The sequence below is a fragment of the Alcaligenes sp. LTN-3 genome (assembly GCF_059735605.1).
The window spans coordinates 1,117,550-1,134,687 of the sequence record NZ_JCAPDN010000001.1 but is presented as its reverse complement, the minus strand read 5'-3'; the positions used below and the strand labels follow the sequence as shown (position 1 = coordinate 1,134,687).

Genomic DNA, 17,138 nt, shown 5'->3' with positions numbered 1-17,138 from the left:
CACAGGGTTGGGACAGTTCTTGTTCAGCTTACTGCACTTGGGGGCAATCAGGGTAGACGCAGAAGTACGGGTACCCAGCCATTTATCTGCAAGCACTGAGCCAGGGCAAAGACGGGCCAGATCAGGAAGTAGGGCAAGGCGTCGCGCAGGGTACGGGCCAAACCTGTCAGGGACACACGCAGCTCATCTGGGCTGTTCCACAGGCTCAGGCGTGGGGCCAGACGAGGGACGCGCTGGCAGTAGTCCTGATAATCCTGGCCAAAAACCTTTTGCAGCAAAACCTGCTCTTCGTCGATCACATTATTGAAGACGGCGTAGACAAATAGTGCCAACACGGGACCAAGCAGCAGGCTGCCAGATAGTGCGCCCATGCCGGTGACAGCACAAAGTGAGAACAGATACAGCGGGTTGCGGCTGATGGAGTAGGGGCCTTGGCTGATCAGACTGGAGCCTTTGTGCCCACCCAGGTACAACATACACCAGCAACGGCCCAGGACGGCAATCAGCACCAGACCTAGACCGGCCATGCGGGTGAATTGAAAGACCAGCGAATCGCTGGCCCAGGTGGGGGCAAAGAAAGGCAGAATCACGACCATCAGGCCACCAAACACCCCCAAGGTTCGACGACGTTGTACCTGAATGCTGGCCAGATGTTCCCAGGCCTGTGCGACGGTGGCGCGCTTGCTATGGGAAGCAGACCAGCGTTTGGGGTTCACAATCAGCGGATAGAAGGCCAAGCTGCCTAACAACCAGACAATGGCCAGCGAGGCAAAGACCTGCGGCAGATCGAGACGTTCTTGGTCGGTTTCCAGCAAGCCCAGCAAGAACGCGCACAGCAGGCCTGCCAACAGGCCACCCCAGCGCAGGCGGGACTGGTTCAAGGCCCAGCCTGCAAAGTACAAATGCAGTAGACCGGCTCCCACCGCTACGACTGCCCCCACACCCAGCAAGGGTTTGATTTCGGGTATCGACAGGTACATGGACGGCAGTCCGTAGGAGGAGGCAGAGCGCTGCAACATCAGCATCAGCAAGGGAACGGCCAGGAACAGGGCGGTGCCGAGCAGCATGATGCGCTTGCCTGCCACGGCATCCTGTCCACGCAAACGCAACAGTTTCCAAGCGGCAAATGACAGTCCGGCGGCGGCAATCAGGCCGGTCAACAAGCCTTGCGCCTCTTTCATTTCATGGGCCATATGGCCGGGCTGATGGCTGATAGCCAGCAAGGGGTTAAGCGGTGACCAGTCCTGAGTCAGGCTGGCCAACCAGAGAAACAAGAAAGTGACCCCCAGAACCTGGGTTAACAGGTAGAACAAAGCGTTGCGCTGCACCTGAATAGATGTGCCGGACATAAAGAAATCTCGCCAAGAATTCGAGGGAACCGGAACTGGTTCTCTGCTGACGGGCTCAATGTATCGTTGGCAGCGTAAAATCCGCGTGAAATCGTAATGTGCTTTGGCGGGCCGATAAGGAAGAAAACTCGTTCCCGGCTTCAGTCATGGGGGAGGATAGAAGCCGGGCATGCGTTTTTTGGTCTGTTTTAGTGATCGCGCTGATGCACACAGCGGCCTGCGCTGTAGCTGGCTTGAATGCAACGATCGTCACCCAGCAGGGCCAGTACGAACAGTTGCTCTTCCAGCGAGTTCAGCATGGTGCTGCGGCGCGCCATCAAGGGCGTTGCCTTGGGATCCATCACAATAAAATCGGCCTCGGCACCCGGAGCCAGCGTACCGATTTGGCCTTGCATGTCCAGCGCGTGGGCAGCGCCTTCGGTGGCCATATAGAACATGGATGCGGCGGTCAGGTGGTAATTGTTCAGACGGGCTACCTTGTGTGCTTCGTTCATGGTGCGCAGCATGGAGAAGGACGTACCGCCGCCCACGTCGGTGGCCAGGGTGTGCAGCACCTTGCTGTGGCGAATGGACTGGAAGTCGAACAGGCCGGAGGCCAGGAACAGATTGGACGTGGGGCAGTGGGCCGCGATACTGCCGGTATCGTGCATGCGGGCGCGGTCTTGCTCATCCAGCCAGATGCTGTGGCCGTAAATAGCACGGGGGCGCAGCAGGCCAAAGCTGTCATATACGTCCAGATAGCTGCGGTTCTTGGGGAACAGCTCGCTCACCCATTTGATTTCGTCCTTGTTCTCCGCCACGTGGGTTTGCAGAAAGACATCGGGATAGGCGCGGGCCAGTTCACCACAAGCGGCCAATTGTTCCGGGGTGGAGGTAGGGGCAAAACGGGGGGTCAATGCGTACAATTGGCGGCCCTTGCCGTGCCAGCGCTTGATCAGGTCTTCCGAGTCGCGTGCGCCCGACTCGGCGGTATCTTGCAGATAGTCCGGGCAGTTGCGGTCCATCATGACTTTGCCCGCAATCATGCGCAGATTGCGCTCGTGGCTTTCTTCAAAGAAGGCATCCACGGATTGACGGTGCACACTGCCGTAGACCAGGGCGGTGGTCGTGCCGTTGCGCAGCAATTCGTCCAGAAACACGCCAGCTACTTCGCGGGCATGGTCGCTATCGCCAAAACGGCCCTCAGTCGGGAAGGTATATGTTTCCAGCCAAGGCAGCAGGCCGCTGGCAGGGGAGGCAATAATGTCGGTTTGCGGGAAGTGCAGGTGGGTATCGATCATGCCCGGCATGATGATTTTCCCGCTCAGATCCACGGTTTTTGTACCGGCAGGCAGGCTGCGCGACAGTTCGGCCCAGTCGCCACAGGCCTGAATCTGGCCTTGCTCGTTGACCAGCAACAGACCATCACTGTGGTAGCGCACGGCTTCGGAAGGATCTTCCAGTGTGGCGGGGTCTGCAACAAAGTACAGCAGTTGGGCACGGTAGGCGCAGGCGGAGTGTAAAGAGGTAGTCATAGTGTCCTAGAAGTCGAGGTCGCATCAGCGACTGAGCTGGCCCATTTCATAGGCGTGGGCCAGCAATTCGGCGGCGACAGCCACGGCAATAATCGAAGGGGCCTTGCCCTTGATATCTGGCACGCCAATGGGGCAGATCAGTTCCTGAATACGGGATTCGGGCATACCGCGCTGTTGCAGGCGGCGCTCGAATTGACGGCGTTTGGTCATGGAACCGATCAGGCCGACATAGGCGGTATCGGGGCGGCGCAAGATCTTTTGGCACAGCGCCAAATCAAGGCCGTGATTATGCGTCATTACCAGAAAATAGCTATTGCTTGGTGCTTGTTCAATCAGGGCATCGGGGATGTCGGTAATTTCCAGGCTGACATTGCTGGGCACCTGATCGGGAAACAGCTCGGGGCGCTCGTCAATCCACAGAACCCGGCATGGCAGCGTGCCCAGAATCTGCACCAGCGCCTCTCCCACGTGACCAGCCCCAAATAGCAGGATGGTCAATGGTGGGGGCGGCAGGTCTTCCATCCAGACGCCTTGCGTGCCGTCGTAGTCCAGCCGGGATTCATCCACAATCGAAGGGCTTTGGATATCAACCTGCTTGTTGCCGTCCAAGAGCAATTGCGAACGGCGGCTGGTCGCCTGACCGGCCCGCACGGCGCTGTCCAGCGCTTCCAGCCAGCCCAAGTCTTCCTCACCCAGGGTTTCGTACAGCAGGGTGACCACCCCGCCGCAACACTGGCCCAGACTGGGGCCCAGTGGCAGGCGGCTCATGCTCCAGCCGGGGCCGCCGGGCTGGCTGAGCATGACGCGTGCCTGCTCCGCCGCCACCCATTCCAGGTGTCCGCCACCAATGGTCAGCCACTGCTCAGTTTGGCTGAACAGCATGGCCGTACCCGTGGTGCGCGGGGTGGAGCCTTTTGCCAAGGCCACCGAGCACAAAACCAGCCGCTCACCCGCTTTTACACGGGCGAGGGCAAGAGAGGGCCAGCTACTCATTTCGCTTTTCGAATCGCCGCAACCGCCCGCATGACGGCTTCGGCAGTGGCGGGAGCGTTCAGCTCGGGCTCGATCTGGTAGTTTCCTACGCTGGCGACCGCATCGCGGATTGCGTTGAACACGCAAAAGGGCAGCAGCAAGGGCGGCTCGCCCACGGCTTTGGAGCGGTGAATCGAATCCATGGCGTTGTGGCCATCGAACAGATTGACGCGGAAGTCTACGGGGCAGTCGCTGATGGCCGGGATCTTGTAGGTTGACGGCGCATGCGTGGTGAGCTTGCCTTGGGCGTTCCATACTAGCTCTTCCGTCGTCAGCCAGCCCATGCCTTGAATAAAGGCGCCCTCAACCTGGCCAATATCCAGGGCCGGATTGATGGATTTGCCGACATCGTGCAGCACGTCGGCACGCAAAAGACGGGATTCTCCGGTCAGGGTGTCGATCAGCACTTCAGCGACGGCAGCACCATAGGAAAAATAGTAGAAGGGGTTACCCTTCATGACTTTAGAGTCCCAGTGCAGGCCAGGGGTGGCATAAAAACCATCGGACCATAGCTGGACACGGGCCTGATAGGCGTGCTCAACCAGTTGGAAGAAGGGCATGGTCTGGTCACCGATCTGGACCTGACCGCGCTCGAACTTCACGTTGGATTCTTCAACCGAGAACAGCTGGGCCGCCACTGTCGTCAGGCGCTGGCGAATCTGGTAGGCCGCATCCTGAGCGGCTTTACCGTTCAAGTCGGTCCCGGTAGAGGCGGCGGTGGCCGATGTATTGGCTACTTTGGTGGTATCGGTGGCCGTGACCCGGATATGCTCCAGATTCAGGCCCAGCTCATGGGCAACCACCTGGGCCACCTTGGTGTTCAGGCCCTGGCCCATTTCCGTGCCACCGTGGTTTACCAGGACGGTGCCGTCACGATAGACGTGAACCAGAGCACCGGCCTGGTTAAAGGCGGGCACGTTAAAGGAAATACCGAATTTCACCGGCGTCAGTGCCAGCCCCTTTTTCAGAACTGGGCTGCTGGCATTGAACTGACGAATGTGTTCACGGCGCTGCCGGTATTCACTGGTCTCTTCCAGCTCGGCCACCAGTTCGTGAATGATGTTATCGACCACGGTTTGATCGTACGGCGTCACATTGCGGTCTTCTTTGCCGTAGAAGTTAATGCGGCGCACATCCAGTGGATCTCTGCCCAGACGGCGGGCAATGGTGTCCAGTGCCACTTCCATCACCAAAGCCCCTTGCGGGCCACCAAAGCCTCGGAAGGCCGTGTTGGATTGGGTATTGGTGCGACCGCACAGCGCGCTCATGTCTACATCAGACAGGTAGTAGGCATTGTCAAAGTGACAGATGGCACGGGTTGCCACCGGGCCGGACAAGTCGGCAGAAAAACCCGAGTTGGCGGTCATGTCCAGACGGGCGCCCAGCAGGCGGCCTTCGTCGTCGTAGCCAATATCGTATTCGTAGTAGAAACCGTGACGCTTGCCGGTAATCATGAAGTCGTCGTCGCGATCCAGACGCAGCTTGATGGGGCGTTGTAACTTGACGGCGGCCACACTGGCCACGCAGGCGTACAGGGCCGATTGGGATTCCTTGCCGCCGAAACCGCCGCCCATGCGACGGCATTCCACGTGAACCTTGTGTGCGCCAACGCCCAGGCAGTGGGCAACCAACTGCTGCATTTCCGAAGGGTGCTGCGTGGAGCACCAGATATGCACGGCACCGTATTCCTTGGGCACAGCGTAGGAAATCTGACCTTCCAGATAAAACTGTTCCTGACCATTGCACTGGAATGTGCCTTGCAGACGGTGCGGTGCCGATTCCAGCGCTTTCTTGGCGTCGCCTTGTTTCAGGCTCATCAAGGGCAGAACCCCGGCGTTGGCGGCCTTGGCTTCTTGTGGTGTCAGGATGGCAGGCAGCTCTTCATAGCTGATCTTGCCCAGGCGCGCGGCACGGCGTGCCTGGTCGTGGGATTTGGCGATCACCGCAAAAATGGGCTGACCAAAGTAATGCACCACGCCATCGGCCAGAATCGGGTCGTCATGCAGAATCGGGCCGCAATTATTCGCGGCGGGAATGTCGGAAACCGTCAGGACCGCAATGACGCCGGGTGCCTGACGGACGGCTTCCAGATCCACTTCCAGCAAACGGGCATGGGCTTTCTCCGACAGGCCCAGCGCAATGTGGGCTGTGCCCTGCAATTCGGGTAAATCGTCGGTATACGTGGCGGTGCCGCTCACGTGCAAGTCTGCCGATTCGTGCAAAAAGGACACGCCGACGCGTTGCGCCGTGGCGGTGTTCAGGTGGTCGATACTGTCAATTTTCATCACAAAGTCTCCAGGCTGGCTTGAGCTCGGTGAAAGACATTCAACTGGGCGGGACTCAAAGTGTGTTCAGGGTGGGTTTCCAGGAAGAAGCGGTACAGCAAATTGGCCGCACTTTGGTTGCGGTATTCACTGCTGGCACGCATGTCGCTCAGGGCCTGGTAGTCCTGCTGGAGTGCCTGCATGGCAGCCTGTACGTTTTCCTCGTTCCATTCCTGGCCTTGTAGCACCTGCTCGGCGTGGCTGGCACGTTTTGGAGTGGCGGCCATGCCACCAAAGGCGATGCGGGCCTGTTTGACGATTTTGCCATCCAGCTCCACCGCAAAGGCGGCGCACACGGCAGAAATGTCCTGGTCGAACCGCTTGGACAGCTTGTAGGTGCGAAATTGCCATTGGCCCTTGTGGCGTGGGACCAGCAGGCCTTGTACAAACTCGCCCGGTTCCATGGCGGTTTTCTGATAGGCCAGATACAGGTCTTCCAAAGGCATGACGCGCTCAAGCCCACCTTTGCGCAGCACGACACGAGTGCGCATGGCAATCAGGGCCGGCATGGAGTCACCAATAGGCGAACCGTTGGCCACGTTACCGCCCAAAGTACCGGCGTTGCGAATAGGGAAGGAGGCAAAACGCTGGCGCAGTTCCGTCAATTCGGGGTGGTCTTTGATCAGGGCATCAAAAGCGTCGTTCAGCAGCACGCCTGCACCAATGTAAAGATCGTCCTCGGTGGTTTTCAGCTCGCGCAGTTCAACGACTTGGCCGATATAAATAAGATGCGGTAGATCGCGGAATTGCTTGGTCACCCACAGGCCTATATCGGTACTGCCAGCCAGAATGCGGGCTTGCGGATATTGCTCGCGCAATTGGGCCAACTGGTCCAGGGTGCGGGGGGCGTGGAAGGTCTGACCCTGATATTCATAGGCCAGCATGCCGTCCTGACGAATGGCACGCAGCTTGTCTTCAATGGATTGGCGATCCATGCTGACTGCCGGGTAGCTGTGCATGGCCTTGGCCGCATCAATAATGGGGCGGTAGCCGGTACAGCGGCACAGATTGCCCGAGAGCACATCGTCGATCTGTTCTCGGGAAACCGGGCCGTTTTCAGGTGAGTGCGTCATGTACAGACCCCACAGCGACATGATGAAGCCGGGCGTACAAAAGCCGCATTGGGCGCCGTGCCAGTCCACCATGGCTTGCTGTACAGGGTGCAAGGTGCCATCGTCCTGGCGTAGATCTTCAATGGTGTAGAGCACCTTGCCATCGAGCGTAGGCAGTAGCTGGATACAGGCATTGACGGCACGTAATTGCAGTTGATTGTTCTGGTCCAGTTCGCCAATCATGACCGTGCAGGCGCCGCAATCACCTTCGGCACAGCCTTCTTTGGTGCCGGTGCAGTGCAGATCCTCACGGATATACTGTAAAACGGTTCGCGTGGTCGGGGCTTGGGCCACTTCCTGTACTTCGCCGCGATAAATAAAACGAATTGGTCTTGTCTCCATGATCTCACTCGACTGGTTTTTTACGGATCGAAGATAGCATTTGCTTAGGACGCGAACATTTGCTTGGAATGATGTTCACTATATAGGCGTATGAGTGTCTACACGGATCAACGGCGCGGGCCAGCGCTTGTATTATTGAGACCATGCCAAAATTACGAGAACAACTAGATCTGCATTTGCTGCGGGTATTGCAGTCGCTGCTCAAAGAGCACAGCGTCTCGCGTACGGCTATCCGCTTGGGCATGTCCCAGCCAGCCGTCAGTAATGCCTTGCGGCGCTTGCGCGAAATCACGGGCGATCCGATTTTGTTGCGCGGTAAAAAGGGAATGGTGCCTACCGAGCGCGGTCCCTTTTTGCTGGCTCATGCTACGGAAGCCTTGCAAGCGATCGAGCGAATTTCTGCTAGCGCGGAACCCATGGATCCCAGTCAGTCTACTCGGGTTTTCAACCTGGGGGCACCGGACTATCTGGACGGTGCTTTTATCCCGGATATTGCGGAGCGGGTGCGTCGTCAGGCACCGCAGGCCCGCTTGGTGGTCCATACCATCAACCCGGATCTGGACTACGTGCAGGCCCTGGAGGAGGGCGAACTGGACGTGGTGATCGGCAACTGGCTGGAGCCTCCGGAAAAGCTGCATCTGGCGCGCCTGTTTGATGACGAGGTGGTCTGTATGCTGGGCCGTCATCATCCGCTGGCGCAGCGTGGCCTGTCCTTGCAGCATTATCTGGAAATGCCGCATCTGGCCCCTTCAGCTCATGTGACGGACAAGCGCGGCTTTATTGATGGCTGCTTGGCCGAGCAGGGCATCAGCCGTCATGTACAGATGGTAGTGCCGTATTTCGGACTGGTGCCTGGCATTTTGAGCCGCACGGATATGGTATTTACCACTAACCGCCAGTTTGCCGAGTACTATGCCCGCATTCTGCCGATTACGGTTCTGCCTTGCCCGGTTCACTTTCCATTGATGCGTTTTTACCAGTTGTGGCATCCGCGCACGCATAATGCGGCAGAGCTGCTGTGGTTCAGGCGTTGCATTGCCCAGGCCGCCGGCAGGTTGGATGGATTATCAGAGGGAACTCCATGAGCTTGAGTATTGATTTGAACTGCGACATGGGCGAGAGCTTTGGCCCCTGGGTTATGGGCCATGATGAGCAGGTGATTCCGTGGGTGACGTCGGTCAATATCGCCTGCGGCTTTCATGCCGGCGATCCTGGCACGATGCGTCAGACGGTGGCTTTGGCGCTAAGCCATGGCGTGAAGCTGGGTGCCCACCCCGGTCTGCCAGATCTGGCAGGCTTTGGTCGGCGGGTAATGGCGGTTACCCCCGAGCAGGTCTATGACATGGTGGTGGTGCAGGTGGGGGCCTTGGCTGCCGTTGCCCGCACACAGGGTGCCGCCCTGCATCACGTCAAGGCGCATGGCGCGCTCTACAATATGGCCGCCCGCGATGCGGCATTGGCAAAAGCCATTGCCCAGGCGGTAGCCGATATTGATCGCAGCCTGATTCTGTATGCGTTGGCAGGCAGTGTGCAGGTGCAGGCCGGCCGTGATGCGGGTTTGACGGTGGCTCAAGAGGTGTTTGCTGACCGCAGTTATCAGGATGATGGCAGTCTGACACCCCGTCAGCAAGCTGGCGCCATGATTACCGACGCCGATCAGTCCGTGCAGCAAGTCATGCAAATGATAGAGCAAGGCACCGTTACCAGCTTGTCAGGTAAAACGGTGCCTTTGTCGGCCGATACCCTGTGTCTGCATGGGGATCAGGCCGGTGCGGCCGAGTTTGCGCAGCGTTTGCATCAGGCCTTCGAGCAAAGCGGCGTGCGCGTTCTGGCGGTCTGATTACTCTTTGTGCTCAGGCAGATTGCGGCGCGCGGTATCGGTGCTGGCCAGTTCTTCCAACTCACCTTCACTGAGCGTTTTATACATTTCTATCGACGCCCCTTTCAGGCTGGATACGGGAGTCTCTCCTCGTTTGGCGGACAAAGCAGCGCCGGCGGCTTTTTGTTGAGCTTGAGATAAAGCGGGCATGAAGCACCTCCGTTAGAGAAAAGTGGTCACGCCTGTAGTGTGCCAAATGAACAGGACGGCCAAGCAAGCAAATGTGAAGCTTGTTTGCCGTCTTGAACAAAGATCGGGGAAATCGCCAGTTCAGGACACTTTTCGTTTCTGAATCAGATACATAGCCATACCGAAAACCAGGCCCCAGAAAGCGCTGCCGATATTGAGCAGGCTCATGCCCGAGGCGGTAGTCAAAAAGGTGACCAGCGCCGCGTCACGAGTATCCGGAGCCTCCAATGCCATGTGAATGCTGTTGCCTATCGTGCCCAGCAAGGCCAGACCCGCGATGGCGGCAATCAATTCTGTGGGGAAGGCTGCAAACAGGCTGACGACAGTGGCACCAAAAATACCGGCGGCAAAATAGAAAATACCGGCCCAGACACTGGCACGATAGCGCTGACGCGGGTCTGCATCCACTTCCGGCGTCATGCACAGGGCGGCGCTAATGGCGGCCAGATTGTAGGCATAGCCACCGAAGGGGCCAAAGATCAGGCCGATAATCCCGGTCCAACTGATGACGGTGGAGTTAGGGGCATCGTAATTATGGGCTTTCAACACGGCCACGCCTGGAATGTTCTGCGAGCTCATGGTCACGATGAAAAACGGAATGCCGACACCGATCAGGGCAGTCCAGGAAAACTCGGGCCAGACCAGTACCGGCGTTGCAGGCGTCCAGCTCAAAATATCCATTTTCAGCAAACCTTGCAGGGCGGCAATCGTGACACCGGCTACCAGTGCCAGAGGCACGGCATAGCGGGGCGACCACTGGCGCACCACCAGGAACACGATGAACATGCTCAGGCACAGCAACCACTGAGTCTGCATGGCACCAAACAGATCCAGGCCAAAGCGCAGCAAGATGCCGCCTAGCATGGCGCCGGCAATACTGCGCGGCATGTACTGCATCAGCTTTTGAAAACTGCCGCTAAGACCGCAAATTGTGGTCAGCAGAGACGAAAACAGGAAAATACCCACTGCCTGAGACATGGGCAGGCCAAGCAGGCCGGTGGCCAGCAGTGCGGCGCCGGGGGTGGACCAGGCGGTCAGAATCGGAATCTTGTAGCGTAGTGAAAGACCTGCCGACAGCAGGCCCAAACCAATACCCAAAGACCACATCCAGGAACCCAGCTCGGCAGTGCTGGCTCCGGCCGCCTGCGCTGCCTGAAAAACAATGGCAGCGGAGCTGGTATAGCCTACCAGCACGGCAATCAGCCCCGCCGACATATGAGAGATCTGGAACCAACTTAATAAGCGCTGCAGAGACCCGGGGCGGGACAGGTGTGTGGAGGACATGGATGCGTGTGGTGAGGGTCGTAGAGGCTCAAGAAGAATAGGTTTGGCTTATATAACGGCTGGGGGTTTCGCCCAAAATAGATTTGAAAACACTGATAAAGGCACTGATAGAGGTGTAACCCAATTCCCTGGCCGTGCTCTTTACGGACATTCCCGAACCCAGTTTTTGCAGGGCCAGCATAATCATGAATTGTTGACGCCAGCGCCCAAAGCTCATCCCTGTGTGTTTTAGCATATGTCGGGCCAGGGTGCGCTCACTCATGGCCAGCGCTTTGGCCCAGTCGGCCATCGTGGGACGTGCGTCAGGCTGTTGCTGCATATGCTGTGCAATCGTTTGCAAGACCTTGTCCTCGGGCACAGGCACATGCAATTGGCGGCTAGGCATCTGATTCAGGGTTTCCAAAAGGACCAAGGCCAGTCTGTGCGTTTGGCTACCCGGTTCGTAGTCAGCATTCAGATCGCTTAAATGAATAATCATTTCGCGCACCATGGGGCTCAAATCCAGGGTGCAGCAGTGATCCGGCAATTGATCCAGGCCGGGCTGTATGTACAGGAAATGAATCAGCGCCTGATCGTCGGCGCGGGCGCGATGACGAATCCCGACAGGTACCCAGACGGCACACAGCGGTGGCACCATCCAGTAGCCCTGGTCAGTTTGCAGAGTGACGGAGCCATATTGCGTCATGATCAACTGCCCATTGGGATGGGTGTGCAGTGGATTTTCGGTCGTACTGCCCATCTCCATTTTGATGCTGAAGACAGGTCCGCCCTGAGGATTAGTGCTAAAACTCATGGTTTGTCTGGTTTGAGGTATAAGTTGTCATAATATCCTGTTCGCGCCGAGTATGACACAAGATAGACTAGGGTTTTCACCTACTAGCTGCCTGTCATGTCCCTTGCTCGACCTTCCTGGCTCTCCCATCCCTTGCTGGTGCTGATCGGTGTTTTGCTGATCGCCGGCAGTCTGCGGGCTCCGATTACGGGGATAGCCCCCTTGCTGGAGCTGATCCAGGCCGACCTGTCCTTGTCCTCGACACAGGCTGGGTTGTTGACCGCCATGCCTTTGTTCATCTTTGCCGTGGTCTCATTGCTGGCTGCCTCCATCGCCCGTAAGGTGGGGCTGTCCCGTTCCCTGTTTATTGCTTCCGTGCTGATCGCCATTGGCGTGGTGGTGCGTGTCCTGGGGGGCACGACGGAACTGTTTGCCGGTATCGGCTTGCTGGCCATCGGGATTGCATTGGGTAATGTGCTTTTGCCGTCCCTGGTCAAACGCCATTTCCCCCTGCGTATTGGCTTCATGACCTCTTTGTATGTGCTGTTTATGGGCCTGGTGGCGGCTTTCAACTCTGCGATGGCCGTGCCAATGGCAGAGTGGACAGGCCAAAGCTGGCGCTGGTCGTCCCTGATTGTGGTGGGTGTCATGGCACTGGCCAGTGTCGCGGTGTGGGCCACCCAACTGGGAGCGGATCGCCGTGCGGCTCAACGTGCACCAGCCGCGGCTGCCAGCAGCGTGTCAGTGTGGCGCTTGCCCCTGGCTTGGCACATCACCTTGTATATGGGTTTGAACTCGGTGGCTTACTACATGATTGCTAGCTGGTTGCCTGTGATGTTGGTCAATTATGGTTTTGAAGCGGATCATGCCGGCCAGATTCACGGTTTGATGCAGCTGGCGACGGCCATTCCCGCCTTGCTGCTCATGCCTGTGCTCAGTCGTTTGCATGATCAGCGTGCCGTTGCCTTGGCCGGCGCCTTGTTGCAGACCCTGACCTTTGTGGGTTTTTTGGTCTTGCCGTCCTGGTCTCTGCTGTGGGCGGTCCTGTTTGGCATCGGTAGCGGTAGCGTGTTCTTGATTGCCCTGGCCTTGATCGGCGTGCGGTCGACCTCCACTTCGCAGGCGGCGTCCCTGTCAGGAATGGCGCAATGCATGGGCTATTTGCTGGCTGCCTTTGGTCCGCCCGCCATGGGCGGCTTGCATGATCTGTTCGATAGCTGGGGCTGGGCTCTGGGCTTGTGTATTTTGGTCAGTTTCGCAATGAGCTATGCCGGTTGGCTGGCGGCCCGCCCTGCATTGACTGGTAAGGCTTGAGCCGAATTTGTAAGCCGTAAAGAGCTGGATCGTCGAGAGAGGGTCGAAAAAGCGGCCTGTGATTGCGAGATTCTTGCAATCACAGGCCTTTTTTTGGGGACGACTGGCGGATTGCTTGTTCTGCCACGGCTATTGGGAAGTAGCAAGTTTGCCTGTCTTGACGTTGTTGTAGCTATATAGCGACGCCCATTGCTTTGGGGGCAATTTCTGTCCTTATTCTTTGATGCGCAGTGAAAGGGTGTGCAGGCCCAAGCCGCCCAACGCCAGCAGGGCGCCGACCCAGGCGGTGGAGGTCCAGCCCCAACCAGCCGCAATCGTCAGGCCACCTAACCAGGCTCCCAAGGCATTGGCCATATTGAAGGCGGAATGATTCAAGGCAGCAGCCAGTGTTTGGGCATCTCCGGCCACGTCCATCAAACGAATTTGCAAGGCCGGACCCAAAGCCACCAAGGTGCCGATCAGCATGATATTCAAAGGGCCAAGAATAGGGTGGTGGGCCGTAATCATGAACAAGAGCAGCACACCGGTTGCCCAGATCAGCACCAGACGGATACTGCGATCCAGATAGCGGTCAGCATAGCGTGCGCCCAGCAGATTACCCAAGATCATACCGACCCCAAACAGAGCCAGTACAACGGGAATGGCGCTTGCTGACAGCCCGGCCAGCTCCATCAGCGTGGATTTCACATAGCTGAATACCGAGAACATGCCGCCAAAGCCAATCGCGCCTATACCTAGAGTCAACCAGACTTGCTTGCGTTTCAGGGCGCCTAGCTCGCGCAAGGGACTGGCCAAGGTATTGGGAGGGACAAAAGGCACAAACCGCAGCACCAGTGCCATGGTGATCAGGGCAATGATGCTGACAAAAGTAAAGGCCGCCTGCCAGCTCAGCCATTGGCCCAAAGCGGTCGCAATGGGTACACCTAATAAGGTGGCGACGGTCAATCCCAGCATGACATAGGCCACCGCCTGTGCGCGGCGATGGGGCGGCACCAAACGGGCGGCCACCAGAGCCGCAACACCAAAGTAAGTGCCATGTGGAAAGCCTGCCAAAAAGCGGGTGACTAACACGGTTTCATAGCTGGGGGCGATGACGGTCAGAAAATTGCCTATGGCGTAGGCGCCCATCAAGGCAATCAAGAGGCGTCGCCAAGGCCAGCGCGCCCCGAGCACAGCTAACACTGGCGCGCCGATAACCACGCCCAGCGCATAAGCGCTGATTAAATGGCCCGCAGTGGGAATATCGATACCGAGATCCTGGGCGACATCAGGCAGCAAACCCATGATGACAAATTCGCCCGTACCGATGGAAAAACCACCCACTGCCAAGGCCAGAATCGCCAGCAGAACCTGGCGTGGGGATAAAGAGTCGTGTGATGAAGACAAGATAAAAGCCTGAGAAACAAGAGGGGTGGCACGTCCACCCGTAAGAGGCCTTATTGTCACGCAGTCCTGGTGTCTGGCTCAAGATTTCTAGAGCTTGAATAAGGTTATGTAACTGCAGGGTATTGAAGTTCTTTTTAAATTTTTAGTTTTTATTACGTCCTAGCACAAATTAATTTAATGATCTACAGCGTTAGTCCGAAGCAACGTATAGAGATTTTTTTATATTTTTTATATAGAATCACGGTATTGGGTGTTTTGTATCCAATCATTTTCCTGTGGTAGCTTTCCCCTGATTTTGCAAGAAATCGGGGGTTTTTTTTGTTTTACTTATTTTGAGTTTCAATCATTGGTACATTGAAGGTCTAATGTCGAAGCGGCATTCAGCCCTGGCTCAATGCCTTTTTTCAGGCGATTGGGTGGTGTTAGGAATTAAAGAGTGGGCCTGTGCATGTTTGCAGCAGGCCCATTTTTTTTAAGCTGATTTTCTCTTTCTTTGATTTATTGGCTTATCCAGGATAAGTTGATTTTTTGATTATGTCCGGTCATAAATTGTCAAGGTTAAGCGATCCCTTGAAGGGAGTAAAGCAGATAATTTCCAGACTGTATCAAGACTAACCCTAATTTCTGCCATTTTTGTCCGGCTTAATGAAAGAGTAATTTTGCCTGTTTGTATATCTTTTATGACATTGTAAATATGATTATTTTTTATATCTCATTATCATATATTTGATGGTTTTTAAGGATTTGCTTGGCAGGAAGTATTGTGTTCCGAGCTTCTTGCTTGAATCCAATTCAAGTTCATGAGGGAAGAATGCAAGTTGTGTAGATAAGCTCCCAGAGCGCAGCTTGCAGGTCGGCAAGCTATTGTATTGTTTGCTTGTTCAGTCGCTTAATTAAGCGGAAAGTCTTACTGGAATGTTCTTGAATTCGTCTAGCCTGTTTAGTGTGGTTAAACGCATTTGGGGTATTGACGAAAATATGAGCTGTTTTTTAATTTCAATTCATGTCTTTTTTTTTACATGCTGGGAAGGGAGCGATAGGCAAACGTATCAGTGATACAGAAGGGCAAAGTGTTGTTTTACGTTTGATCACCAGGTGAACCCTTTGTGTGCTCGGACTGTTGGCTGGCCAAGCCGGGGTGCTGCGTTAGAATCATTTAGGCAGCATACTCAAGGAGGTGGTCATGAAAGTTGCATTGGGCCAGATGGCCGTATCCAGAGATTCGCAGGAAAACCTGAGCGCATGCTTGGGGTTGATCGAGCAGGCCTTACGGTCTGATGCGCAGTTATTGGTGTTGCCTGAGGGTGTGCTGGCCAGAAATGTGGCCGACCCCGAAGTGGTCCTGAAATCCGCGCAGGCCCTGGACGGGGAATTTGTCAGCCGCCTGAGCGTTGCGACCCGCGATACCGATTTGACCGTGGTGTTTTGCATTCATACGCCGGCAGGGGAAGGTAAGGTCTGGAATACTTTGGTGGTGCTGCGTGATGGTCAGGTGCTGGCGCATTACAACAAGCTCCATTTGTATGATGCCTTTTCGGTGCAGGAGTCGCGCTATGTCCAGCCGGGCACTGAAATCCCTGCCTTGATTGATGTGGCCGGTTTCAAGGTCGGTTTGATGACTTGCTACGATCTGCGTTTTCCTGAACTGGCCAGACGCTTGTGCGTGGATGGGGCTCAAGTCTTGCTGGCGCCTTCGGCCTGGCTGAAAGGACCGTTGAAAGAGCACCATTGGCGTGTGCTGACGACGGCGCGTGCTTTGGAGAACACGGCCTATATGGTAGCCGTGGGGGAATGTGGCGAACGCAATATCGGCCAAAGTCTGGTGGTGGATCCTTTGGGCGTGATCGTGGCCCAGGCGGCAGAGGCACCGGCCCTGCTGTTGGTGGATCTGGATCGGGAGCGTCTGGCGTATGCTCGCCGGATTTTGCCCGTGCTGGAAAACCGTCGTTTTGCACCGCCCGAACTGGCTTGATTACACCCGCTTAGCCTGCTTTTCTGAAGGTCAGATTGACCCGGCCCGAGCCCCAGTGTGGATGGGCCGGGCCTTCCAGTCTGCGCACCCCATGGAAATTCAGTCTGGATGGCCCCCACCAGACCAGCACATCGCCATCGCGTAGACGCAGGGTACGCACCGGGTCGCTGCGTTTTGCGCCACCCCATAAAAACAAGGCTTCACGTCCCAGGGACACCGAGATAATCGGGTGCTGCAAGTCGCGCTCGTTTTTGTCCTGATGCAAGGACATATGCGCCTGCTCATCGTAGTAATTGATCAGGCAGGTATCGGCCTGAAAAGGGCCTTGGCCCGACTCTTGGGCAATGTGCGTTAGCAAATCCTTGAATACAGCAGGCATAGCTGGCCAGGCCAAACCCGTTTGCGGGTCTGTAGGACTGTAGCGGTAGCCGTGCTCGTCCGATGTCCAACCCAAAACGCCACAACTGCTTTGTGCAGCCGACATGCGATGTCCTGATGGAACCTGCATATGTCGCCAGGGGGCGCTGTGCAGCAGTTCTTGAATGGCCTGTGCCAAGGCGCAGGCGTAGGGCAAGGCCAAACCAGGCAGGGCTATCAGGCCGGTATCCAGAGTCAGCACATGGCCGGGAACGGGATCGAAGAGTGAGAGTGTGGACATGCGAGAGTGGG

14 protein-coding genes are annotated in these 17,138 nt (G+C 56.6%); 4 read left to right on the top strand and 10 right to left on the bottom strand.

What is annotated here, in order from left to right; all coding sequences use genetic code 11:
- Positions 1–47: 47 nt before the first annotated feature.
- The 5 genes from AC6I6N_RS05375 to xdhA all read right to left on the bottom strand — a co-directional run bounded on the left by AC6I6N_RS05375 (position 48) and on the right by xdhA (position 7,673).
- Positions 48–1,349 carry a methyltransferase family protein gene (locus AC6I6N_RS05375; RefSeq protein WP_230017845.1) on the bottom strand — a complete coding sequence of 434 codons (1,302 nt, stop codon included), beginning with the start codon at positions 1,347–1,349 and terminating at the stop codon, positions 48–50.
- A 188-nt stretch (positions 1,350–1,537) separates the two neighbouring features.
- Positions 1,538–2,863 carry a guanine deaminase gene (gene guaD, locus AC6I6N_RS05370; protein ID WP_108727642.1) on the bottom strand — a complete coding sequence of 442 codons (1,326 nt, stop codon included), beginning with the start codon at positions 2,861–2,863 and terminating at the stop codon, positions 1,538–1,540.
- 24 nt (positions 2,864–2,887) lie between these two features.
- A complete protein-coding gene (gene xdhC, locus AC6I6N_RS05365) occupies positions 2,888–3,856 on the bottom strand; it encodes a xanthine dehydrogenase accessory protein XdhC (protein ID WP_497943289.1) in 969 nt (322 codons plus the stop codon).
- A complete protein-coding gene (gene xdhB, locus AC6I6N_RS05360) occupies positions 3,853–6,180 on the bottom strand; it encodes a xanthine dehydrogenase molybdopterin binding subunit (protein WP_497943288.1) in 2,328 nt (775 codons plus the stop codon). The genes xdhC and xdhB overlap by 4 nt, the downstream gene beginning before the upstream one ends.
- Positions 6,180–7,673 carry a xanthine dehydrogenase small subunit gene (gene xdhA, locus AC6I6N_RS05355; protein WP_497943287.1) on the bottom strand — a complete coding sequence of 498 codons (1,494 nt, stop codon included), beginning with the start codon at positions 7,671–7,673 and terminating at the stop codon, positions 6,180–6,182. The genes xdhB and xdhA overlap by 1 nt, the downstream gene beginning before the upstream one ends.
- 143 nt (positions 7,674–7,816) lie before the next feature.
- Here xdhA and AC6I6N_RS05350 point away from each other — a divergent pair, with 143 nt between their 5' ends.
- Both AC6I6N_RS05350 and AC6I6N_RS05345 read left to right on the top strand, forming a co-directional pair.
- A complete protein-coding gene (locus AC6I6N_RS05350) occupies positions 7,817–8,758 on the top strand; it encodes a LysR family transcriptional regulator (RefSeq protein WP_094197040.1) in 942 nt (313 codons plus the stop codon).
- Positions 8,755–9,513, top strand: coding sequence for a LamB/YcsF family protein (locus tag AC6I6N_RS05345; protein WP_230017849.1), 759 nt, complete (start codon positions 8,755–8,757; stop codon positions 9,511–9,513). The genes AC6I6N_RS05350 and AC6I6N_RS05345 overlap by 4 nt, the downstream gene beginning before the upstream one ends.
- On the opposite strand, the gene AC6I6N_RS05340 is transcribed toward AC6I6N_RS05345, so the two are convergent.
- The 3 genes from AC6I6N_RS05340 to AC6I6N_RS05330 form a co-directional block, all read right to left on the bottom strand.
- Positions 9,514–9,702 carry a DUF3008 family protein gene (locus AC6I6N_RS05340; protein WP_264671755.1) on the bottom strand — a complete coding sequence of 63 codons (189 nt, stop codon included), beginning with the start codon at positions 9,700–9,702 and terminating at the stop codon, positions 9,514–9,516. It lies immediately after the preceding gene.
- 120 nt (positions 9,703–9,822) lie between these two features.
- On the bottom strand, positions 9,823–11,025 hold the full coding sequence (locus AC6I6N_RS05335; RefSeq protein WP_230017851.1) for a benzoate/H(+) symporter BenE family transporter: 1,203 nt from the start codon (positions 11,023–11,025) through the stop codon (positions 9,823–9,825).
- A 28-nt stretch (positions 11,026–11,053) separates the two neighbouring features.
- Positions 11,054–11,818 (bottom strand): AraC family transcriptional regulator, encoded by a 765-nt coding sequence (locus tag AC6I6N_RS05330; RefSeq protein WP_094197036.1) that lies wholly within the window; start codon positions 11,816–11,818, stop codon positions 11,054–11,056.
- A 96-nt stretch (positions 11,819–11,914) separates the two neighbouring features.
- Here AC6I6N_RS05330 and AC6I6N_RS05325 point away from each other — a divergent pair, with 96 nt between their 5' ends.
- Positions 11,915–13,111, top strand: coding sequence for an MFS transporter (locus AC6I6N_RS05325; protein WP_094197035.1), 1,197 nt, complete (start codon positions 11,915–11,917; stop codon positions 13,109–13,111).
- A gap of 213 nt (positions 13,112–13,324) precedes the next feature.
- Here the strand turns inward: AC6I6N_RS05325 and AC6I6N_RS05320 are convergent, their stop codons facing one another.
- Positions 13,325–14,497: an MFS transporter gene (locus AC6I6N_RS05320; RefSeq protein WP_094197034.1), complete on the bottom strand. Its 1,173-nt coding sequence runs from the start codon at positions 14,495–14,497 to the stop codon at positions 13,325–13,327.
- 1,183 nt (positions 14,498–15,680) lie between these two features.
- Between AC6I6N_RS05320 and AC6I6N_RS05315 the strand changes: the two genes are divergently transcribed.
- Entirely contained in the window at positions 15,681–16,469 is a 789-nt protein-coding gene (locus tag AC6I6N_RS05315; RefSeq protein WP_123049646.1) for a deaminated glutathione amidase, read from the top strand.
- 10 nt (positions 16,470–16,479) lie between these two features.
- On the opposite strand, the gene AC6I6N_RS05310 is transcribed toward AC6I6N_RS05315, so the two are convergent.
- Complete coding sequence (locus AC6I6N_RS05310; protein ID WP_094197032.1) at positions 16,480–17,127, bottom strand: alpha-ketoglutarate-dependent dioxygenase AlkB; 648 nt, start codon at positions 17,125–17,127, stop codon at positions 16,480–16,482.
- Positions 17,128–17,138 lie beyond the last annotated feature (11 nt).